18 protein-coding genes and 1 pseudogene are annotated in these 18271 nt (G+C 60.8%); 17 read left to right on the forward strand and 2 right to left on the reverse strand.

Annotation, left to right across the window (positions count from 1 at the left end):
- From M5G20_RS06330 to M5G20_RS06345, 4 genes are all read left to right on the forward strand, one after another.
- Nucleotides 1-918 (forward strand): LysR family transcriptional regulator, encoded by a 918-nt coding sequence (locus M5G20_RS06330; RefSeq protein ID WP_273918419.1) that lies wholly within the window; start codon nt 1-3, stop codon nt 916-918.
- 219 nt (nt 919-1137) lie between these two features.
- A complete protein-coding gene (locus M5G20_RS06335) occupies nt 1138-2670 on the forward strand; it encodes an MFS transporter (protein ID WP_273918420.1) in 1533 nt (510 codons plus the stop codon).
- A 26-nt stretch (nt 2671-2696) separates the two neighbouring features.
- On the forward strand, nt 2697-3761 hold the full coding sequence (locus M5G20_RS06340) for an HlyD family secretion protein (protein ID WP_273918421.1): 1065 nt from the start codon (nt 2697-2699) through the stop codon (nt 3759-3761).
- Nucleotides 3758-5308: an efflux transporter outer membrane subunit gene (locus M5G20_RS06345; RefSeq protein ID WP_273918422.1), complete on the forward strand. Its 1551-nt coding sequence runs from the start codon at nt 3758-3760 to the stop codon at nt 5306-5308. The genes M5G20_RS06340 and M5G20_RS06345 overlap by 4 nt, the downstream gene beginning before the upstream one ends.
- 7 nt (nt 5309-5315) lie before the next feature.
- Here the strand turns inward: M5G20_RS06345 and M5G20_RS06350 are convergent, their stop codons facing one another.
- A complete protein-coding gene (locus tag M5G20_RS06350) occupies nt 5316-6074 on the reverse strand; it encodes a slipin family protein (protein WP_273918423.1) in 759 nt (252 codons plus the stop codon).
- A 2-nt stretch (nt 6075-6076) separates the two neighbouring features.
- Nucleotides 6077-6607, reverse strand: coding sequence for an NfeD family protein (locus tag M5G20_RS06355; protein ID WP_273918424.1), 531 nt, complete (start codon nt 6605-6607; stop codon nt 6077-6079).
- Nucleotides 6608-6801: 194 nt separating this feature from the next.
- Between M5G20_RS06355 and M5G20_RS06360 the strand changes: the two genes are divergently transcribed.
- From M5G20_RS06360 to M5G20_RS06415, 13 genes and pseudogenes are all read left to right on the forward strand, one after another.
- Entirely contained in the window at nt 6802-7263 is a 462-nt protein-coding gene (locus M5G20_RS06360) for an aminoacyl-tRNA deacylase (RefSeq protein WP_273918425.1), read from the forward strand.
- A gap of 113 nt (nt 7264-7376) precedes the next feature.
- The gene (locus tag M5G20_RS06365) at nt 7377-7622 is read left to right on the forward strand and encodes a DUF2789 domain-containing protein (RefSeq protein ID WP_273918426.1); all 246 of its coding nucleotides are present in this window, start codon (nt 7377-7379) and stop codon (nt 7620-7622) included.
- Between the two features lie 81 nt (nt 7623-7703).
- Complete coding sequence (locus M5G20_RS06370) at nt 7704-7949, forward strand: type II toxin-antitoxin system Phd/YefM family antitoxin (protein ID WP_273918427.1); 246 nt, start codon at nt 7704-7706, stop codon at nt 7947-7949.
- Nucleotides 7939-8013, forward strand: a pseudogene (locus M5G20_RS30215) (type II toxin-antitoxin system RelE family toxin); the annotation flags it as partial. The gene M5G20_RS06370 and the pseudogene M5G20_RS30215, both read left to right, overlap by 11 nt.
- A 148-nt stretch (nt 8014-8161) precedes the next feature.
- Nucleotides 8162-8590, forward strand: coding sequence for a MarR family winged helix-turn-helix transcriptional regulator (locus M5G20_RS06375; protein WP_273918428.1), 429 nt, complete (start codon nt 8162-8164; stop codon nt 8588-8590).
- A complete protein-coding gene (locus M5G20_RS06380; protein WP_273918429.1) occupies nt 8587-10659 on the forward strand; it encodes an FUSC family protein in 2073 nt (690 codons plus the stop codon). Before M5G20_RS06375 ends, M5G20_RS06380 begins: the two co-directional genes overlap by 4 nt.
- Complete coding sequence (locus M5G20_RS06385) at nt 10656-10865, forward strand: DUF1656 domain-containing protein (protein ID WP_008059581.1); 210 nt, start codon at nt 10656-10658, stop codon at nt 10863-10865. Before M5G20_RS06380 ends, M5G20_RS06385 begins: the two co-directional genes overlap by 4 nt.
- Nucleotides 10862-11749: an efflux RND transporter periplasmic adaptor subunit gene (locus M5G20_RS06390; protein ID WP_273918430.1), complete on the forward strand. Its 888-nt coding sequence runs from the start codon at nt 10862-10864 to the stop codon at nt 11747-11749. The genes M5G20_RS06385 and M5G20_RS06390 overlap by 4 nt, the downstream gene beginning before the upstream one ends.
- The gene (locus M5G20_RS06395; RefSeq protein ID WP_273918431.1) at nt 11746-13194 is read left to right on the forward strand and encodes an efflux transporter outer membrane subunit; all 1449 of its coding nucleotides are present in this window, start codon (nt 11746-11748) and stop codon (nt 13192-13194) included. Before M5G20_RS06390 ends, M5G20_RS06395 begins: the two co-directional genes overlap by 4 nt.
- A 93-nt stretch (nt 13195-13287) precedes the next feature.
- A complete protein-coding gene (locus M5G20_RS06400) occupies nt 13288-13923 on the forward strand; it encodes an NADH:ubiquinone oxidoreductase subunit N (protein ID WP_075948552.1) in 636 nt (211 codons plus the stop codon).
- 282 nt (nt 13924-14205) lie between these two features.
- Nucleotides 14206-15711, forward strand: a complete 1506-nt coding sequence (locus M5G20_RS06405) for a YdgA family protein (RefSeq protein WP_273918432.1) — start codon at nt 14206-14208, stop codon at nt 15709-15711.
- Between the two features lie 195 nt (nt 15712-15906).
- Nucleotides 15907-16470 (forward strand): YbhB/YbcL family Raf kinase inhibitor-like protein, encoded by a 564-nt coding sequence (locus M5G20_RS06410; protein WP_273918433.1) that lies wholly within the window; start codon nt 15907-15909, stop codon nt 16468-16470.
- 87 nt (nt 16471-16557) lie between these two features.
- Nucleotides 16558-18270, forward strand: a complete 1713-nt coding sequence (locus tag M5G20_RS06415; protein WP_273918434.1) for a vWA domain-containing protein — start codon at nt 16558-16560, stop codon at nt 18268-18270.
- Nucleotide 18271 lies beyond the last annotated feature (1 nt).

Raw genomic sequence — 18271 nt, forward strand, 5'->3', positions numbered from 1 at the left:
ATGCAATTGCCAGACATGAACCTCTTGGTCGCCCTCGACGCCTTGCTCGACGAGGGCAGTGTGGTGGGCGCGGCGCGGCGGATGAACTTGAGTCCGGCGGCGATGAGCCGCACGTTGACGCGTATTCGTGAGGCCATCGGTGATCCGATCCTGGTGCGCGCCGGTCGTGGTTTGGTGCCGACGCCCAAGGCGCTGGAATTGCGCGAACAGGTGCGCGATGTGGTGGAGCAGGCCGCGCAGTTGTTCCACTCCGCGGGCGTGGTGGATCTGGGCAGTTTGCGGCGGCGCTTCAGTATTCGGGCCAACGATTTCTTCATTGGCATCTATGGCGGCAAGCTGTTCGACACCCTGGAGCGTCAGGCCCCGCATTGCGAATTGCGTTTCGCGCCGGAGGGCGACGGCGATGACGAGGCCTTGCGCGAGGGCCGCATCGATCTGAGCGTCAGCAACAATCGGCCGGTGATGCCGGAAGTGAAAGTGCAGAACCTGTTTTCCACCCAGTTTGTCGGGCTGGTGCGCGAGGATCATCCCTTGCTCGACCAGGAAATCACCGCCGAACGTTTCGCCGGTTATTCGCACATCAGCATGTCCCGTCGCGGCATCGCCCGTGGGCCGATCGATGCGGCCCTCAACGCCTTGGGGCTGGAGCGGCGGGTGGCGGTGATTGCGCCGAGTTTCCATGCGGCGATGTTCGCTTTGCCCGATTCCGATCTGATTCTGCCGGTGCCCCGGGAGACGCTGCTGAGCGTGCGCAGACTGGGGCTCAAGTTGCGTTCGTTCACATTGCCAATTCCATTGCCGACCATCGTGCTCAGCCAGGCCTGGCACCCGCGCTTTGACAACGATCCCGCCCACCGCTGGCTGCGTGAAACGCTCAAAGCCTGTTGCGACGAGACGTGGCTGGCCGCTCAGCCCTGAAGTTCGCAAGGGGCCACTAACACCTATGGATGGTGGTTGAGCTGAAGCGGCGGTGATAGTTTTTTCCGTCATTTCTACGCGTGACAAGGGTTCGTCGTCGCGGTGATTAGCGGTGTCCGAATGCTGCGTCAGACGCACTTATAAATTGCCGATAAGTCAGTTTTCGTCAGTGATTGGCGTTCGTAGACTGCCACCTTATTTTTTCGGAGTTGTACACCGATGACCTCCCTGACGGCCACGGCGCCTTTGGCTGCCCCCACGGCGGCCCCTGCGCCGATGGTGTTTGGCCCACGGCTCATCATTGGCCTGGTGGGCGTGTTGTTGGCGGTGCTGGTTGCTGGCCTCAACGAGATGGTGACCAAGGTTGCCCTGGCGGATATCCGGGGTGCGTTGGCCATCGGCTATGACGAGGGCACCTGGCTGGTCGCCAGCTACGCTGCGACTTCGGTGGCCGCCGCGGCGTTTGCACCCTGGTGCGCTGTGACCCTTTCATTGCGGCGCTTCACGCTCTGGGCGATCAGTGCCTTCACCCTGTTGGGGGTGTTGTGCCCTTTTGCGCCGAACTACGAAAGCCTGCTGGTGCTGCGTACCTTGCAAGGCCTGGCCGGCGGTGCATTGCCGCCGATGTTGATGACCGTTGCCCTGCGTTTTCTGCCGGCCAACGTGAAGCTTTACGGTCTGGCCGGCTACACCCTGACGGCCACCTTCGGTCCGGGGCTGGGCACGCCACTGGCGGGGCTCTGGACCGAGTACGTCGGCTGGCAATGGACGTTCTGGCAAATCGTCGTGCCGTGCCTGATTGCCATGGTCGCGGTGGGCTATGGCATTCCTCAGGATCCGCTGCGCCTTGAGCGCTTCAAACAGTTCAACTGGCGCGGCCTGCTGCTCGGGTTTCCGGCGATCTGCATGCTGGTGATCGGCATTCTGCAGGGCAATCGGCTGAACTGGTTCGAGTCGAGCCTGATCTGCGGTTTGCTGATCGGCGGGGTGCTATTGCTGGTGCTGTTCCTGATCAACGAATGGTCGCAGCCCGTCCCGTTTTTCAAAATACAGATGCTCGGCATCCGCAACTTGTCGTTCGCCTTGATCACCCTTGCCGGGGTTCTGGTGGTGCTGTCGGCGGTGGTGATTCTTCCATCGAGCTATCTGGCGCAGGTCCAGGGCTATCGCCCGGTGCAGACCGCGCCGATCACGCTGCTGGCAGCATTGCCGCAGTTGATTGCGCTGCCGTTGGTGGCCGCGCTGTGCAACCTGCGCTGGGTCGATTGCCGTTGGGTATTGGGGCTTGGCCTGAGCATGCTGGTGCTGTCCTGCATGGGCGGTTCGCAGCTGACGTCGGTGTGGATTCGTGACGACTTCTATGTGCTGCAACTGCTGCAGATCTTCGGTCAGCCGATGGCGGTGTTGCCGTTGCTGATGCTGTCGACCGGCAGCATCAACCCGATGGACGGCCCTTTCGCTTCATCATGGTTCAACACCGTGAAAGGCCTGGCGGCGGTCATCGCCACCGGGGTGCTGGACACCTTGACCACCCAGCGCCTGCACTTCCACTCGACGATGCTGGTGGACCGTCTGGGCAATTCGCCCCTGGTCGACAGTGACACGCCGGGCCTCGCCCGTCGGTTGCATGAACAAGCCGTGGTGCTCGCCGCCTCGGATCTTTACCTGTGCATGGCCGGTGTCGCCGTGGCGCTGATCCTGCTGATTTTCTGGATGCCGACGCGGATCTTTCCACCGCGCGCACCGACCTGAATGCTCCACTGAAACTGAAGGTTTTTATGACGACTCAATCAAAGCAAAAAGTGGCTGTGGGCGTTGCCGTCGTGATCACGCTGGGCGTGCTGGTTTATCTGCTGACGCCCAACCTGTTCGGCCAGCGCACGCAGCAGAGCACCAACGACGCTTATGTCGCGGCGGACTACACGCTGGTGGTGCCGCGTGTTGCCGGGTTCATCAAGCAAGTGCTGGTGGAAGACAACCAGCAGGTCAAGGCCGGGCAGTTGCTGGCATTGATCGATGATCGCGACTTGCGCGCCGCCGCTGAGGCCGCCTCTGCCGAATCGCTGATGGCGCAGGCACAGCTGCAAAACGCCCGGGCGACCCTCGAACGTCAAGCATCGGTGATCGCTCAGGCACAGGCAAAAGTGATATCGGCCAAGGCGGAAATGGCGTTCGCCGAACACGAATTGAATCGCTACAACCACCTTGCCGGCGTCGGTGCGGGGACGGTGCAAAATGCGCAGCAGGCGCGCACGCGCATCGACCAGGCCCGCGCGCAATTGACCAATGCCACGGCGTTGCTCGCGGCGGAGCGCAAGCAGGTCGACATTCTGACCGCTCAGCGTGACGCGGCTGACGGCGGCTTGCAACGCGCGCAGGCGAAACTGGAAATTGCCAGTTATGAGTTGTCTTACACACGCATCGTTGCGCCGCAGGACGGCATGGTCGGCGAGCGCGCCGTGCGGGTCGGCGCCTATGTCACGCCAGGCAGCAAACTGCTTGCCGTGGTCCCGCTGGCGCAGGCTTATGTGGTTGCCAACTTTCAGGAAACCCAATTGACCAATGTGCAGCCAGGCCAAGACGTGCAGGTGCGTGTCGATACCTTTGGTGGCGAGCTGCTCACCGGTCGCGTCGAGAGTATCGCACCGGCCACGGGCGTGACGTTTGCTTCGGTGAAACCGGACAACGCGACCGGTAACTTCACCAAGGTTGTGCAGCGGATACCGGTGAAGATTGTGCTGGAACCGGGGCAGCCGATGGCCGAGCGCTTGCGCGTGGGGATGTCGGTGGAGGCGCGGATTGATACGGCCAGTGGCAAGGTGAACGAGGTTGTTCAGCGATGAGTTTTTCTGACAAACATCGATCCCTGTGGCGAGGGAGCTTGCTCCCGTTTGAGTGCGCAGCGCTCACGGATTTTTCGGCCGCTTCGCAGCCCGGCGGGAGCAAGGCGTTGGCCCAGTCAGCAGTGTTTGTTTTTAGTCTGTTTGCGTTGGGCGCCTGCACCGTCGGCCCGGACTTTCGCAAACCCGAGGCACAACAAATCGCCGAGTGGTCGAAACCCTCAAAAGCCGCCGCCAGCCAGGCCATCAACGAGACCCTGAATGAGCGCTGGTGGGACGTGTTCAACGATCCGAAACTCTCGGCGTTGAGTCAGCGCGCCTTGACTGACAACCTCGACCTGAAGCTCGCCAGCAGCCGCTTGCAACAGAGCCGCGCCGTGCGCCAGGTGGTGACCGCCGACCGATATCCAGGCACCGCCGCTGGCGGCGGCTATGCACGTAAACGCAACAGCGGCGAAGGTTTGATGGACCCGTCGGGGAACAATGGCAACTCCGCGTTCAACTTGTGGGATGGCGGTTTCTCCGCGTCCTGGGAACTGGATTTCTGGGGCCGGGTACGCCGCGAAACCGAAGCCGCCGACGCTACCCTTGAGGTCGCGGAAAATGACCGCCGTGGTGTGTTGTTGTCGGTGCTCGCTGAAACCGCACACAACTACATTCAGTTGCGTGGCGTGCAAAACACCCGCGCTGTCACCGAGCAGAACCTCGATGTCGCGCGTCACAGTTTGAAACTGTCGCAACTGCGTCTGGCCGATGGTGTGGCGACCGATCTGGACGTCGCCGAAGCCGCCGCGCAAGTCGCCGCTATCGAGTCGCGCCTGCCGGGGCTGGAGCAACGTCAGGCGCAATTGATCAACGCCCTGAGCCTGTTGATGGGCGAACCGCCAAACGCGTTGGCCGCCGAGTTATCCACCGACGCGCCAGTGCCGCAGACCCCGCGTCAGGTCGCCATCGGCCTGCCGTCGCAACTGGCCGAGCGTCGTCCGGACATCCGTGAGGCCGAAGCCCGATTGCATACCGCGACCGCGAGCATTGGCGTGGCCAAGGGTGATTTTTATCCGCGCATCACGCTGTCGGGCAATGTCGGTTCACAAGCCATGCAGCTGAGCGATTTCGGCTCATGGGGCTCGCGTGCGTTCAGCATCGGCCCGCAGTTCAGCTTGCCTTTGTTCGACGGCGGACGCTTGCGCGGTGTCCTGAACCTGCGCGAAGCCCAGCAACAGGAAGCTGCCATTGGCTACCAGCAAACCGTGTTGCGTGCCTGGCATGAAATCGACGATCAACTGAGCGCCTACTACGCCAGCCAACTGCGCCGTGACAGCCTGGCCGAAGCGGTGCGGCAGAACCAAATCGCCTTGCAAACCGCGCAACGGCAATACGTTGAGGGTGTGGTGGATTTCGTCAACGTGCTCACCGTGCAAAGCGCCTTGCTGGCGACTCAGGAGCAATGGGTCGAGAGCTCTGCCGGTGTGTCGCTCGCCGCGGTCGGTTTGTACAAGGCACTGGGTGGCGGATGGCAGTCGGTGTATCCGCTGGCGGCGCAGCGCTGAGGGGCGTTCAAGGCTTCGGTGACAAATCCGCCATGCCCTTGAGCAACTCGATCGGCAACGGAAAGACGATGGTTGAGCTCTTGTCGCCAGCAATCGAACTCAGCGTCTGCATGTAGCGCAACTGCATCGCACCGGGCTGGCGGCCGAGCATTTCAGCGGCTTGCATGAGTTTTTCCGAGGCTTGCAATTCGCCTTCGGCGTGGATCACTTTGGCCCGACGTTCGCGTTCCGCTTCGGCCTGTTTGGCGATGGCGCGGATCATCGATTCGTTGAGGTCCACGTGCTTGATCTCGACGTTGGCGACCTTGATCCCCCACGCATCGGTCTGGGCGTCGAGCACTTGCTGGATGTCGACGTTCAGCCGTTCGCGTTCGGCCAGCAATTCATCGAGTTCGTGTTTACCGAGCACGGCACGCAACGTGGTTTGCGCCAATTGGCTGGTGGCCATGAGAAAGTCTTCGACCTGGATGATTGCCTTCTGCGGATCGAGCACGCGGAAGTACAGCACGGCGTTGACCTTGACCGATACGTTGTCGCGGGTGATCACATCCTGCGTCGGTACGTCGAGGACCACGGTGCGCAAGTCGACGCGGACCATTTGCTGAATCACTGGAATCAACAGGATCAGCCCCGGGCCTTTGACCTGCCAGAAGCGTCCGAGCTGGAACACCACCCCGCGTTCGTATTCGCGCAGGATGCGGAAGGTCGCTCCCGCCAATACGATCAACAGCAGTAGCAGCGCGACAAAACCCAGTTGCAATCCCATGGTTACTCTCCTACTGCCACCGCGTCAGTCGCGGCAACTTCCAGTGTTAATCCCTTGCGTGCCACTACGCGGACCCGTTGCCCGATTTGCAGCGGTTTGGCACTCGACACTTGCCAGTGTTCACCCTGCAAATGCACCCAACCGTGAAACGCATCGCCGGCCTGCAGTGACAACACCGGCGTCACGCTGCCCAGCAGTCCGGCATCGCCGCTGACGTTTTGCCGTGGTCGGGTTTTCAGGGCGCGGATCAGCAGGAATATCAGCAGTAGCGCACTGATCAGGCCCAGTCCGATCATTAACGGGATGGGCAGATCGGCATTGGTCAGGATCACCGCGCCGATCACGAACATCACAATCCCGCCCAGGCCGATCACGCCGTAATTGGGCATTGCTGCTTCGGCGATCAGAAATGCGATGCCAAAGATGATCAGCCAGATCCCGACGGGATTGGTTGCCGACAGGTCAGCCTCTGCGGCGAGCGCAGAGCCGCTCAACGCCAACAACAATGCAAGGGCACAACAACGGGTATTCACGTGAACTCCGGGAGAGTCGCCAGTGGTTCTGTATTGAGTCTAGTTGACCTGGCGGTTGTACGTTTTTTGCTCAGCTGTCGACGTGTCCGATGGGCGGATTTCCCGTCGAAACGGTCCGGCAGGCCTAGACTTTTACTACGCAGAACAACGTTAACCACGTCCGCCCGGCAATGTTGCGGACATCGAGGTGCATCATGCGTATGGCAAGAACCGTGCAGCGAAGCCTGGAGAAGGCTCAATGCGACTATGACATCGTCACCCACCCCCACTCGGCCAGCAGTCTTGAAACGGCGCGGGTCGCGGGCATTCCTGCCGAGCGGGTGGCCAAATCGGTGATCCTGGATGATAACCATGGGCATTACCTGATGGCCGTGCTGCCCGCCAGCCGTCACTTGGACCTGAGCAAAGTCCGCAGCAGCGGGGAATGGCAGGTGTCCCGGGAAAGCAACCTGCCGCACCTGTTCGATGACTGCGAACGGGGTGCGGTGCCTGCCCTGGGCGAAGCCTATGGGCTAGACGTGGTCATCGATCCGTTGCTGACCCGGCAGAAAGACATCTACCTGGAGGCTGGCAACCACATCAACCTGCTGCACATCAACATGCCTGACTTCCTGAAAATGGTGCCGCATGCGGAGGTGCGGGAATTGAGTGATTAATGTGCGGTGTATTTGCTGCCGTCATCGCGGGCAGGGTTTCGCAATCCCTGTGGGAGCGAGCCTGCTCGCGATGACCGCGCAGCGGTCCCTTTACTGATTCACAGGAGCCCGACATGGAAAACCCAACCCACACCCTTCCATCCCTGTTCAAGCAACTCGGCCTGGCCGACGACGCCGAAAGCATCGACAAATTCATCGCCACCCATTCACCGCTCAAACCCGAACTGCATCTGGCGGACGCGTTTTTCTGGAACCCGAGCCAGGCGGATCTGTTGCGCAAGGAAATTCTGGATGATGCCGATTGGGCGGAGGTGGTGGATCAGCTGGATGTGATGTTGAGGAAAGGGCGGGGGGTATGACAATCGGATGAAGAGCAGTTTTCTTGATTGCTCACATCAGACAAATAGACCAGAATTACGACCTTATTTGAGGTCTTAATTATGCAAAGCGTCTTGGCCGATATGGCTGTCAGTGTGTCTGAGTTAAAGAAAAATCCAACTGCGGTATTGAACGGCGCCCATGGCGGACCGGTCGCAGTTCTCAATCACAATAAAGTGATGGGGTACATGGTCCCGGCGGATGTTTTCGAGGCCATGATGGAGCGTCTTGATGACCTTGCGTTGGCGGATATTGTTCGCGCTCGCCGTCATGAAACGCCGATCCCGGTAACCCTGGATGACCTATAAACTCGAATTCCTGCCGTCCGCACGCAAGGAGTGGGAAAAATTGGGGCATACGCTGCGCGAACGCAGTCAAGTCTATGAGCGAGCCAAGAAGCGTTGATGTCCACCAATTTGTTTCAAAACTTGACGAAAAATCCCTTCAAATGCCATATTGATAGTTAGCAAACTAACAGTGTGTGTTTTCCCTCGTGCCGAATTCCCTCGACGCTCTCCAGATGAACATCAGCAGCTCCATGGTGGTGGCCGCCCGGCATTGGCGCAAGATCTGCCAGACCACGCTGGTCAACTATGGAATCTCCGAAGCCTGTGCTGTTCCGTTGTTGATGATCGGCCGCTTGGGCGAGGGGGTGCGGCAGGTGACGGTGGCGCAGGCGGCGGGGATGGAAAGTCCGTCTCTTGTGCGTTTGCTGGATCAACTGTGCCACGCCGGTTACGTCTGTCGTACCGCCGATGCCCAGGACCGCCGGGCAAAATGCCTGAGCCTGACTGATACGGGTCGGACCCTGGTACAAGCCGTTGAGGTCGAACTGGTGCGATTGCGCAATGAGGTACTCGAAGGCATCGCCCCGCGAGACCTGGAAGCTGCCCTGCGTGTATTGAAGGCCTTCGAGGCGGCTGGGCAACCTTCGGACACTCACCCTTGAGCGGCTTCTTTTCCGGCATGCCTCCCGCGCGGGACTGGTTTTACGGAGTACGCACCTTCGCGGCTTCGATGATCGCGCTTTACATCGCCCTGCTCATGCAAATGCCGCGTCCTTACTGGGCGATGGCCACGGTGTATATCGTTTCCAGCCCGTTTGTCGGGCCGACCAGTTCCAAGGCGCTGTACCGCGCGGTCGGCACTTTTCTGGGCGCCGCTGCCGCCGTTCTGTTCGTGCCGATGTTTGTCCAGAGTCCTTACGTGCTGGTGGTGGTCATCGCGCTGTGGACCGGGATCCTGTTGTTTCTGTCCATGCATTTGCGTACCGCCAACAACTACGCCTTGATGCTGGCCGGTTACACCTTGCCGTTGATTGCGCTGCCGGTGGTGGATAACCCGTTGGGTGTATGGGACGTGGCCGAAGCGCGCACTGAAGAAATCTTCCTGGGCATCGCCGTGGCGGCGGTGGTGGGCGCCATGTTCTGGCCTCGGCGCCTGGCCCCGGTGTTCAACGATTCGGTGGGCAAGTGGTTCGCTGACGCGTCGACTTACAGCCAGCGCTTCCTTGGCCGCAACGTGCAGCCCGAGGCGGTCAGCGCCCTGCGTGCGTCGATGGTGACGACGTTCAATACCCTCGAATTGATGATCGGCCAGTTGCCCCACGAAGGCGCGCGCCCACAAACCGTGCGTAACACCAAAGAGTTGCGTGGCCGAATGATTCATCTATTACCGGTGATCGATGCCCTCGACGATGCGCTCTACGCGTTGGAGCGACGCACCCCGGAGCTGGTGGACAAGTTCACACCGCTGCTGGTCGCCGCCACCCAATGGCTCGACCACAAGGACGCTGACCTCAACCGCTGGCAAGCGTTGAAAGACCAGCTCCAAGCCCTGCAACCCGACGCCCAAGCGCTGGAGGATCGCAAGCAACTGCTGTTCTCCAATGCCATTTATCGGCTCGGCGAATGGATCGACTTGTGGCAGGACTGCCGCAGCCTGCAACACGCCATCCAATGCGAAAGCCAGGACAGCTGGCGTGCGGTGTATCGGCACTGGCGTCTGGGCCGGCTGACTGCATTTTTGGACCGTGGCCTGATGCTTTATTCCGCCGCATCTACCGTCATGGCGATCATCGTCGCTTCGGTGCTGTGGATTCTGCTGGGCTGGACCGACGGCGGCGCGGCGGTGATTCTGGCGGCGGTGGCGTGCAGCTTCTTTGCCTCGATGGATGACCCGGCGCCGCAGATTTACCGGTTCTTTTTCTGGACGGCGATGTCGGTGTTGTTCGCCAGCCTCTACCTGTTTCTTGTGCTGCCCAACCTGCATGATTTCCCGATGCTGGTGCTGGCGTTTGCCGTGCCGTTCATCATCGTCGGCACCTTGACGGTCAAGCCGCAGTTTTACCTCGGCATGCTGCTGACGCTGGTCAACACCTCGTCGTTCATCAGCATTCAAGGCGCCTACGACGCGGACTTTCTCAGCTTCGTCAATTCCAACCTGGCCGGTCCTGTGGGGCTGTTGTTCGCCTTCGTCTGGACCCTGATCGCCCGCCCGTTCGGCGCCGAACTGGCGGCCAAGCGCCTGACCCGTTTCGCCTGGCGCGACATTGTCAGCCTCACCGAACCGGCCACCCTGGCCGATCACCGGAAGCTGGGCGTGCAGGTGCTGGATCGACTGATGCAGCATTTGCCGCGGTTGGCCATGACCGGCCAGGACACCGGCATCGCCCTGCGCGAAGTCCGTGTGGCGCTGAATATGCTGGACTTGCTCGCTTATACGCCACGGGTTCACGGCGCGCCGCAGACATTGCTGCATCAGGTAGTGGCCGAGGTCGGCGAGTATTTCAAGGCTTGCCTCAAGGCTGGTGAACGCCTGCCGGCACCGAGTCCGTTGCTGATGACCCTCGACCGCACCCGTCGTGCCCTTGCCGGCGCGGGTGACGATGAAACCCGTCGGCATCTGCTGCACGCCTTGAGCGGCTTGCGCCTGGCGTTGTTGCCCGGCGTCGAGTTTGTCGGTCCCGCCGACGCTGAAGAACCGCTTCCCCATGGCATCGATGGAGCGCCTTTATGATCGGTGATCTGGATATCAGCGGGGTGTTCCTGCCTACGCTGCTGGTGCTGATGGGCATTACGTATGTGTTGTACCTGTTGGTGCACGGGGTGCTGACGCGCCTGCACTTTTACCGTCTGGTCTGGCACCGGGCATTGTTCAACGTGGCCCTCTACGCCTTGCTGCTTGGCGCCGTGGATTCACTCAGTCGATACCTGATGACATGAAAAAACCGTTTCTAACCCTCGGTCGCGTGGTGCTGACCCTGTTGATCGTGAGCTTCGCCGTGGTCGTGGTCTGGCGCATGGTGATGTATTACATGTTCGCGCCCTGGACCCGCGACGGGCACATCCGTGCCGACATCGTGCAGATCGCGCCGGACGTGTCCGGGCTGATCCAGCACGTGGAAGTGCGCGACAACCAGTTGGTCAAGCGCGGCCAGGTGTTGTTCAGCATCGATCAGGACCGTTTCAAACTGGCCCTGCGTCAGGCAAAAGCGGCAGTCGCCGACCGCGAGGAAACCCTGGCCCAGGCTCAACGCGAAGCCAAGCGCAACAAGGGCCTCGGTAATCTGGTGCCGGGCGAGCAGCTGGAAGAAAGCCAGTCGCGTGTGGCCCGCGCCCAGGTCGCCTTGATGGAAGCCCAAGTGGCGGTGGACAGCGCGCAGCTCAACCTCGACCGCTCGGTGATCCGCAGCCCGGTCGACGGTTACGTCAACGACCGCGCACCGCGCAGCCAGGAATTCGTCAGTGCCGGGCGCCCGGTGTTGTCGGTGGTCGACAGCAACTCCTTCCACATCGATGGCTATTTCGAAGAAACCAAGCTCAACGGCATTCACATCGGCCAGCGTGTCGATATCCGCGTGATCGGCGACAACGCACGCTTGCGCGGGCACGTGGAAAGCATCGTCGCCGGCATCGAAGACCGCGACCGCACCAGCGGCAACAACCTGCTGCCCAACGTCAACCCGGCGTTCAGCTGGGTGCGCCTGGCCCAGCGGATTCCGGTGCGGATTGCCTTCGACGAGGTGCCGGCGGATTTCCGCATGATCGCCGGGCGCACCGCTACGGTATCGATCATTGAGGACAGCCAGCGGGAGCCCGCGCAATGAGCAAGGCCTCGGGTTTGGCGGTTGCCGGATTAGGCTTGTTGCTGTCGGCGTGTCAGGTGGTCGGCCCGGACTATCAGGTGCCAGATGCCGCCGCCATCCATCGCAAAGACTTGCAGGGCGAGTTGGCGGTGGAGGGCAAGCCGGTGGTCTCGGTACCCGTGCCCGCCGATTGGTGGCGCCTGTATCAGGACCCGCGACTCGACCAATTGGTCCAGCAAGCCATGGCTTCCAACACCGATTTGCGCGTGGCGGCAGCCAACCTGTCCAGGGCCCGCGCTCAGGTCGACGAGGCTGAGGCCGCTGGTGGCTGGAGTGGCGGGGTGAAGATGGGTGCCCAGCGCTTGCAGGAGTCGGGTGAAGCATTCTTGCTGCCGGAAAAAGTGCCGGTGGCCAACATCGGCGATATCGGCATCAGCGCCTCGTACCAGTTCGACCTGTTCGGCACACTGCAGCGCGGCATCGAGGCGGCCAAGGCCAATGCCGATGCGACCCAGGCTGCTGCTGACACGGCACGCATCACTTTGGTGGCCGATGTGGTCCGCGCCTACACCCAGGTGTGCGCGGCCAACGAAGAGCGCGAGATTGCCCAGCACTCCCTCGACCTGCAATCGCAAAGCACCACGCTCATCCAGCGTCTGCGCGATGCCGGGCGTGGCGACGAAACCCAGGTCACTCGCTCGCAAACCCAATTCAAATCCTTGCGCGCCGAAATGCCCCGTTATGAGGCGGCGCGTCAGGCAGGGCTGTTCCAGTTGTCGATGCTGTTGGCCAAGCCTGTCGATCAACTGCCCTCAGGCACGGCGACCTGCGCCGAACTGCCGAAAATCGCGCAACTGATGCCGGTGGGCGATGGCGCATCGTTGCTCAAGCGTCGTCCCGACATACGGCAGGCCGAGCGTCGACTGGCGGCGGCAACCGCCACGATTGGCGTCGCCACGGGGCAGTTGTACCCGGACATCAGCATCGGCGCGACCATCGGCACCGTGGGTATTGTCGACAACCTCGGCGAGCCGTCGACCAATCGCTGGGGCTTCGGGCCGTCGTTGACCTGGACCGTGCCGACCAACGGCGCCCGAGCGCGCATCCGCGAAGCCGAGGCGGCCACCCAGGGCGCGCTCGCGCATTTCGACGGCGTGGTGCTCAATGCCATCCGCGAAGCCCAGACTGGCCTGGCCCAGTATTCGGCATTTCTGCAACGCCGTGATGCCCTGGCAGACGCCGAGCAGTCGGCAAAACTGGCGGCGGATCAGACTCACCGCTTCTTCGAGGCGGGTCGTGCCTCCTTCCTGGCCGACCTGCAAGCGACACGCACCTACATCGACGTTACCGCGCAACTGGCGGCGGCGAACACCCAGGTTGCCGCGAGCCAGATCAATTTGTTCCTGGCGTTGGGCGGTGGTTGGGAAAGCGGACGAACGCAAGCGTCGAACTCCGGCAAACCCTGAGGCCGTTGCTATGCTTTGAAGTGTTGGAAGGGCGCCCCGTGTAAAGCGCCCTTGCTGCACTTAAGGCTCGCGCAGGTCATGGGGAAACCAATAATGAAAAACCCTTATGCTCTCGGCTTCTGGTGCGCCGTCGTAGCGTTGTTGCTGCTTTCGGCCACCTATTTCTACGGCATCATGCTCGCCCACCAGATCGACAAGGCGATGGTGTTCCTCGACAGTGCGGTGGCGCTCATCGCCGTGATGTCCGTCGCGGTGGTGGCCTGGGTGTCCGTCCAGACGCAACGCATCAAAAAAAGACAACTCCAGCAAGGCAAGACGCTGCTGCTGATCTGGGACACCAAGGTCGCGTTGCGCCGGGTCGAAACGGTGTTCGATCGCTATTTCTGGGGCAGTTACTGGCAGCCGGGGCGCACGTTCCAGGAAGTCATGGGGGAACTCACCGGCACGCCGCTGGAAAAAAGTCTCGAAACCCTGAAGAAGCAATGCCTGGAACTGGACAAGCAAGTCGAGGACGACGGTCGACACTGGCTCAACAACGCCCGGGAACTGGCCGATGTCGCTACCGCCATGGCCCGCGAGCGCTATCAACTGGATTTCTGCGACCCGCGTGGCGAAGTGACGGGTGGGGCGGTGATCAACCGGGATTTTGAAGTGCTGGTGTACACCTGGACTGCGCGGCTTAAAACGTTTGATCATCAGCTGGATGAGATCGAGGTTCAATATTCTTGAATCTGTGTTGATGACACCGACGCCATCGCTGGCAAGCCAGCTCCTACAGGTACACCAATCCCTGTGGGAGCTGGCTTGCCAGCGATAGCCATCGAATCAACACCGCAATGCTCACGTCTTACGGCAACGTCCCATAAACACTCTTTCACCGTTAATCATTGGGCCGCCCCGCGCGCCTGATGCTAATCTGCACCTCACTTTCAGCGCAGTCGTGACCGTAACCCGCCATGGGTTCAGGGAAGACGACCACACCTTCAACAACGGACATTCAACGGGTCATACATGAATAAATCAGCAGGCGTGCTTCTGGGAATTGTTGTCGCCATTGGTGCAATCAGCGCTGGCGGTGCCTGGTTTACCGGCACCAGGATCGAGGGGGTGTTGAACACTTCCCTGGTGGATGCCAACAAGCAATTGCAGGCCGCGCTGGTCGGCTACAAGGGCACTGCATCGCTGGAGCTGGTCTCGCTGGAACGTCATATGTTCAGCAGCACCGCGCACTATCGCCTCAAGGGTGAAGGCGAAATGTTCGGCGAAGCCCCGGTGGAATTGCTGTTCGTCGATCACATTGAACACGGTCCGTTGCCGTTCTCGCGCCTGATGTCGCTGAAGTGGTTGCCGGTCATGGCCACCAGTCACTACGAACTGGAAAAGACGCCGTTCACCGAAAAATGGTTCGCCGCCGCCCAGGACGCCTCGCCGCTCAAGGGTGTCGTGAATATAGGCTACGACAACTCCACCAACGGCACCCTGGAATTGCTGCCACTGGAAATGGCCCTGGACGACAAATCCAGCATGAAGTTTTCCGGTCTGAAGATGGATGTCGCGGCCAGCGCCCAGGCGCAGAAGGTCAAGGCCGATGGCTACATGGACAGCCTGAAGCTGACCACTGTTTCCGAAGATCAGGCGCCGGTATTGGTCGAACTGAACGGTCTCACCCTGGCCAGCAACCTGACCAAAAGCACCTATGGCTACTACACCGGCGACAACACCATCGAGCTGAGCAACAGCAAAACCACCTATGGCGCCAAACAGTCGGTGCTTGGGTTCAAGAGTTTTGAAATGAAGAACCACACCGAGGAGTCGGGCACCAGCGCTTCCGGGCGCGCCGATTATAAAATCGGTGAAGTGTCGTTGAACGGCCAGGTGGTGGGTTCGGCGCAGATGGCCATGAGCCTGAAGAATCTCGACATCCCCTCCACCCTGGTGCTGATGCAGATTTACCAGACCAAACTGCAACCCTACGAACAGGCCGCCGCCGAGGCTGCCGAAGCAGGGCAACCGGTGCCGGAACTGAACCTGACCGAAGCCGAGGAAGCGCAACTCAAGACCAACCTGGAGCAGTTGCTTGCCGCCGGCCCGCAAGTGGCATTGGAGAACCTGTCATTCAAAACCACCAACGGCGAGAGCCGGGCGAACCTGGTGCTTGACCTGACCAAACCGCAATCGATCGATTTGCCGGCCGATCAGTTGGTGAAACAGTTGGTTGCATTGCTGGACTTCAATCTGAAAGTGTCCAAGCCAATGCTCGTTGACGTACTCACCGTGCAGTCGCAACTCGACGGTCAGACCGACGCCAAACTCATTGCCGATCAGGCCACGGCCACGGCTGACATGTTCAGCAGCATGGCCGTTGGCTCGCAGTTGGCGAAACTGGACGGCAACAACATCGTCACCAAACTGCATTACGCCAACAATCAGGTGGACTTCAACGGCCAGAAAATGACCCTCGAAGAATTCGTCGGTTTCGTGATGAGCAAGTTCGGCGGCACTGTCGAAATCCAGTAAAACCACCGCGCCCCCTTTAGGAGCTGCCGCAGGTTGCGATCTTTTGCTTTTCAATCATCAAAAGATCGCAACCTGAGGCAGCTCCTGCGTGTTTGTGTCACCGCAATGTTCATCCAGAACCCACTGACACCGCGTGAACGGTCCGGCTATAGTTTGCACGCCGACGACGGCCCAACACGCACAAGGTGCTCCGGAATGACCCGAATGACCTCTCTGAAACCTTGGCTGGCGGCCGTTGCCTTCGCCTTTTGCGTGCAACTTCCGGCACACGCAGCCCAAGAGCGTTTCACCCTGAACATCCCGGGTGTATCGGATAACCGCTTGTTCACTTCGGCCGCCGCCAGCGATGCAGCGGGCTGCGGCGGGCACAACGTTTCGCCGGCATTGGCCTGGAACGCCGGCCCGCCAGGCACCCTCAGCTACGCCATCGTCATGCACGACCCCGATGGCCAGAAAGGGCAGGGCGTCGATCACTGGCTGCATTACGGCATCAAGGCCAGCACACATCAGATTGCGTCCGGCGTCGGCGCCAAATCCGCGCTTGAAGGCGTGGGCGGCACCAACAGCAAGGGCACCACCGGCTACGTCGGCCCATGCCCGCCCGTGGGTGACAGCGCGCACCATTACCTCATTCAGATCTACGCCCTGGACCTGGCCCCGGATGCCTTGCCTGCCGGCCTGACCCGAGCGCAGTTTCTGGAAAAAATCAAAGGCCATGTGCTGAAAAACAGCAGCGTGGTGCGGCGTTACCATCGCTGAAGATTTTTTAGCGCGGCTTAACCCGAATCGAAAAGGCTGACCGTCTCAGAGGATGAATGGATCATTTTCCTCCTGAGGTCAGCCCCCATGTCCGTCCCTCTGCATTTCCTCCGCCCGGCCGCCCAGGGTTTCGCCGTCGGGTTTTTGCTGGCCGTTGCCGGCTGCGGTGTTTCGTCCAAACCCGAGTCTGCCGCTGCGTCGCCAGCGGCCCAACCTGAACTTAAGACCGAAGCGCTGGCGCAGCACGAAATGGTTGCGGCCGATACTTCGCTGACCAAGCGCAATGTGCGGGCAGCGCCGATCGCCAGCTTCACGCCGACGATTGCGGGTGAGGCTTATCCACAGGGCTATCGCGACGAGCCGCGCGAGAAATATCAAACGCTGGCGGACAACCCCATCCACAGCGTCGCCGAAGCGCCGGTCTCGACCTTCAGCGCCGACGTCGACACCGGCGCGTACGCCAATGTCCGCCGTTTGCTCAATCAAGGGCGCCTGCCACCGGAAGGGGCGGTGCGGCTGGAGGAGATGGTCAATTACTTTCCCTACGATTACGCGTTGCCCACTGATGGTTCGCCCTTCGGCGTGACCACCGAACTGGCGGCATCGCCGTGGAACCCGCATACCCGCTTGCTGCGCATCGGCATCAAAGCTTCCGACCGTGCCGTTGCGGAACTGGCCCCGGCGAACCTGGTGTTTCTGGTGGACGTGTCCGGCTCGATGGATCGCCGCGAGGGTTTGCCGTTGGTGAAAAGCACACTGAAACTGCTGGTCGATCAATTGCGTGAACAGGATCGGGTGTCGTTAGTGGTCTACGCCGGGGAGTCGCGAGTGGTACTGGAACCCACCTCCGGACGGGAAAAAGCCAGGATTCGTACCGCCATCGATCAATTGACCGCTGGTGGCTCCACCGCCGGGGCCTCGGGTATCGAACTGGCTTATCAACAGGCGCAACAGGCCTTTATCCCCAAAGGCATCAACCGCGTACTGCTTGCCACGGACGGCGACTTCAACGTCGGCATCAGCGACTTCGACAGCCTCAAGCAAATGGCTGTGGATAAACGCAAGACCGGCGTATCCCTGACCACCCTGGGTTTCGGTGTGGATAACTACAATGAACAGCTGATGGAACAACTGGCCGATGCCGGCGATGGCAACTACGCCTACATCGACAACCTGCGCGAGGCGCGCAAGGTGCTGGTGGATCAGCTCGGCTCGACCCTCGCCGTGGTGGCGAAGAATGTGAAGTTGCAAGTGGAGTTCAACCCGGCGCAGATCAGTGAATATCGGCTACTCGGCTACGAAAACCGCGCGTTGAAGCGTGAGGATTTCAGCAACGACAAGGTCGATGCTGGCGAGATCGGTGCAGGACACACGGTAACGGCGTTGTACGAAATTGTCCCGGCAGGCGAGAAGGGCTGGTTGGAGCCGCTGCGTTACGCTCAATCGGGAGCCGCGGTTTCGCAGAAGAGCGGAGAATTGGCCATGCTGCGAGTGCGTTATCAGCTACCGGAAGGTGGGAACAGTCGCTTGATCGAACGCCCGATCGTCAACGCCCCGATGGGCAAACCCAGCGATGATCTGCGCTTTGCCGCGGCGGTGGCAGCATTCTCCCAGCAGCTCAAGGATGGGCGCTACACCGGCGAATTCAGCCTCAAAGACACCGAAGTGCTGGCGCGTGGTGCGCGGGGCGATGATCGATTCGGCTTGCGCAGTGAGTTCGTGCAGTTAGTGGAACTGGCGCAGAGCCTGCGCACCACCACGGCTGCAAACAATCAGCCGCTCAAGGGAGGCTACAACTGAT

This window comes from Pseudomonas sp. TNT2022 ID1044 (genome assembly GCF_028656895.1).
Classification (GTDB): Bacteria; Pseudomonadota; Gammaproteobacteria; order Pseudomonadales; family Pseudomonadaceae; genus Aquipseudomonas; species Aquipseudomonas reinekei.

Coding starts and splice junctions, on each gene's coding strand:
- M5G20_RS06375 (WP_273918428.1), top strand. CDS start 8,162: ATGAACATCAGCAGCTCCATGGTGGTGGCCGCCCGGCATTGGCGCAAG.
- M5G20_RS06350 (WP_273918423.1), bottom strand. CDS start 6,074: ATGGGATTGCAACTGGGTTTTGTCGCGCTGCTACTGCTGTTGATCGTA.
- M5G20_RS06370 (WP_273918427.1), top strand. CDS start 7,704: ATGCAAAGCGTCTTGGCCGATATGGCTGTCAGTGTGTCTGAGTTAAAG.
- M5G20_RS06395 (WP_273918431.1), top strand. CDS start 11,746: ATGAGCAAGGCCTCGGGTTTGGCGGTTGCCGGATTAGGCTTGTTGCTG.
- M5G20_RS06385 (WP_008059581.1), top strand. CDS start 10,656: ATGATCGGTGATCTGGATATCAGCGGGGTGTTCCTGCCTACGCTGCTG.
- M5G20_RS06405 (WP_273918432.1), top strand. CDS start 14,206: ATGAATAAATCAGCAGGCGTGCTTCTGGGAATTGTTGTCGCCATTGGT.
- M5G20_RS06360 (WP_273918425.1), top strand. CDS start 6,802: ATGCGTATGGCAAGAACCGTGCAGCGAAGCCTGGAGAAGGCTCAATGC.
- M5G20_RS06365 (WP_273918426.1), top strand. CDS start 7,377: ATGGAAAACCCAACCCACACCCTTCCATCCCTGTTCAAGCAACTCGGC.
- M5G20_RS06345 (WP_273918422.1), top strand. CDS start 3,758: ATGAGTTTTTCTGACAAACATCGATCCCTGTGGCGAGGGAGCTTGCTC.
- M5G20_RS06340 (WP_273918421.1), top strand. CDS start 2,697: ATGACGACTCAATCAAAGCAAAAAGTGGCTGTGGGCGTTGCCGTCGTG.
- M5G20_RS06410 (WP_273918433.1), top strand. CDS start 15,907: ATGACCCGAATGACCTCTCTGAAACCTTGGCTGGCGGCCGTTGCCTTC.
- M5G20_RS06335 (WP_273918420.1), top strand. CDS start 1,138: ATGACCTCCCTGACGGCCACGGCGCCTTTGGCTGCCCCCACGGCGGCC.
- M5G20_RS06390 (WP_273918430.1), top strand. CDS start 10,862: ATGAAAAAACCGTTTCTAACCCTCGGTCGCGTGGTGCTGACCCTGTTG.
- M5G20_RS06400 (WP_075948552.1), top strand. CDS start 13,288: ATGAAAAACCCTTATGCTCTCGGCTTCTGGTGCGCCGTCGTAGCGTTG.
- M5G20_RS06415 (WP_273918434.1), top strand. CDS start 16,558: ATGTCCGTCCCTCTGCATTTCCTCCGCCCGGCCGCCCAGGGTTTCGCC.
- M5G20_RS06330 (WP_273918419.1), top strand. CDS start 1: ATGCAATTGCCAGACATGAACCTCTTGGTCGCCCTCGACGCCTTGCTC.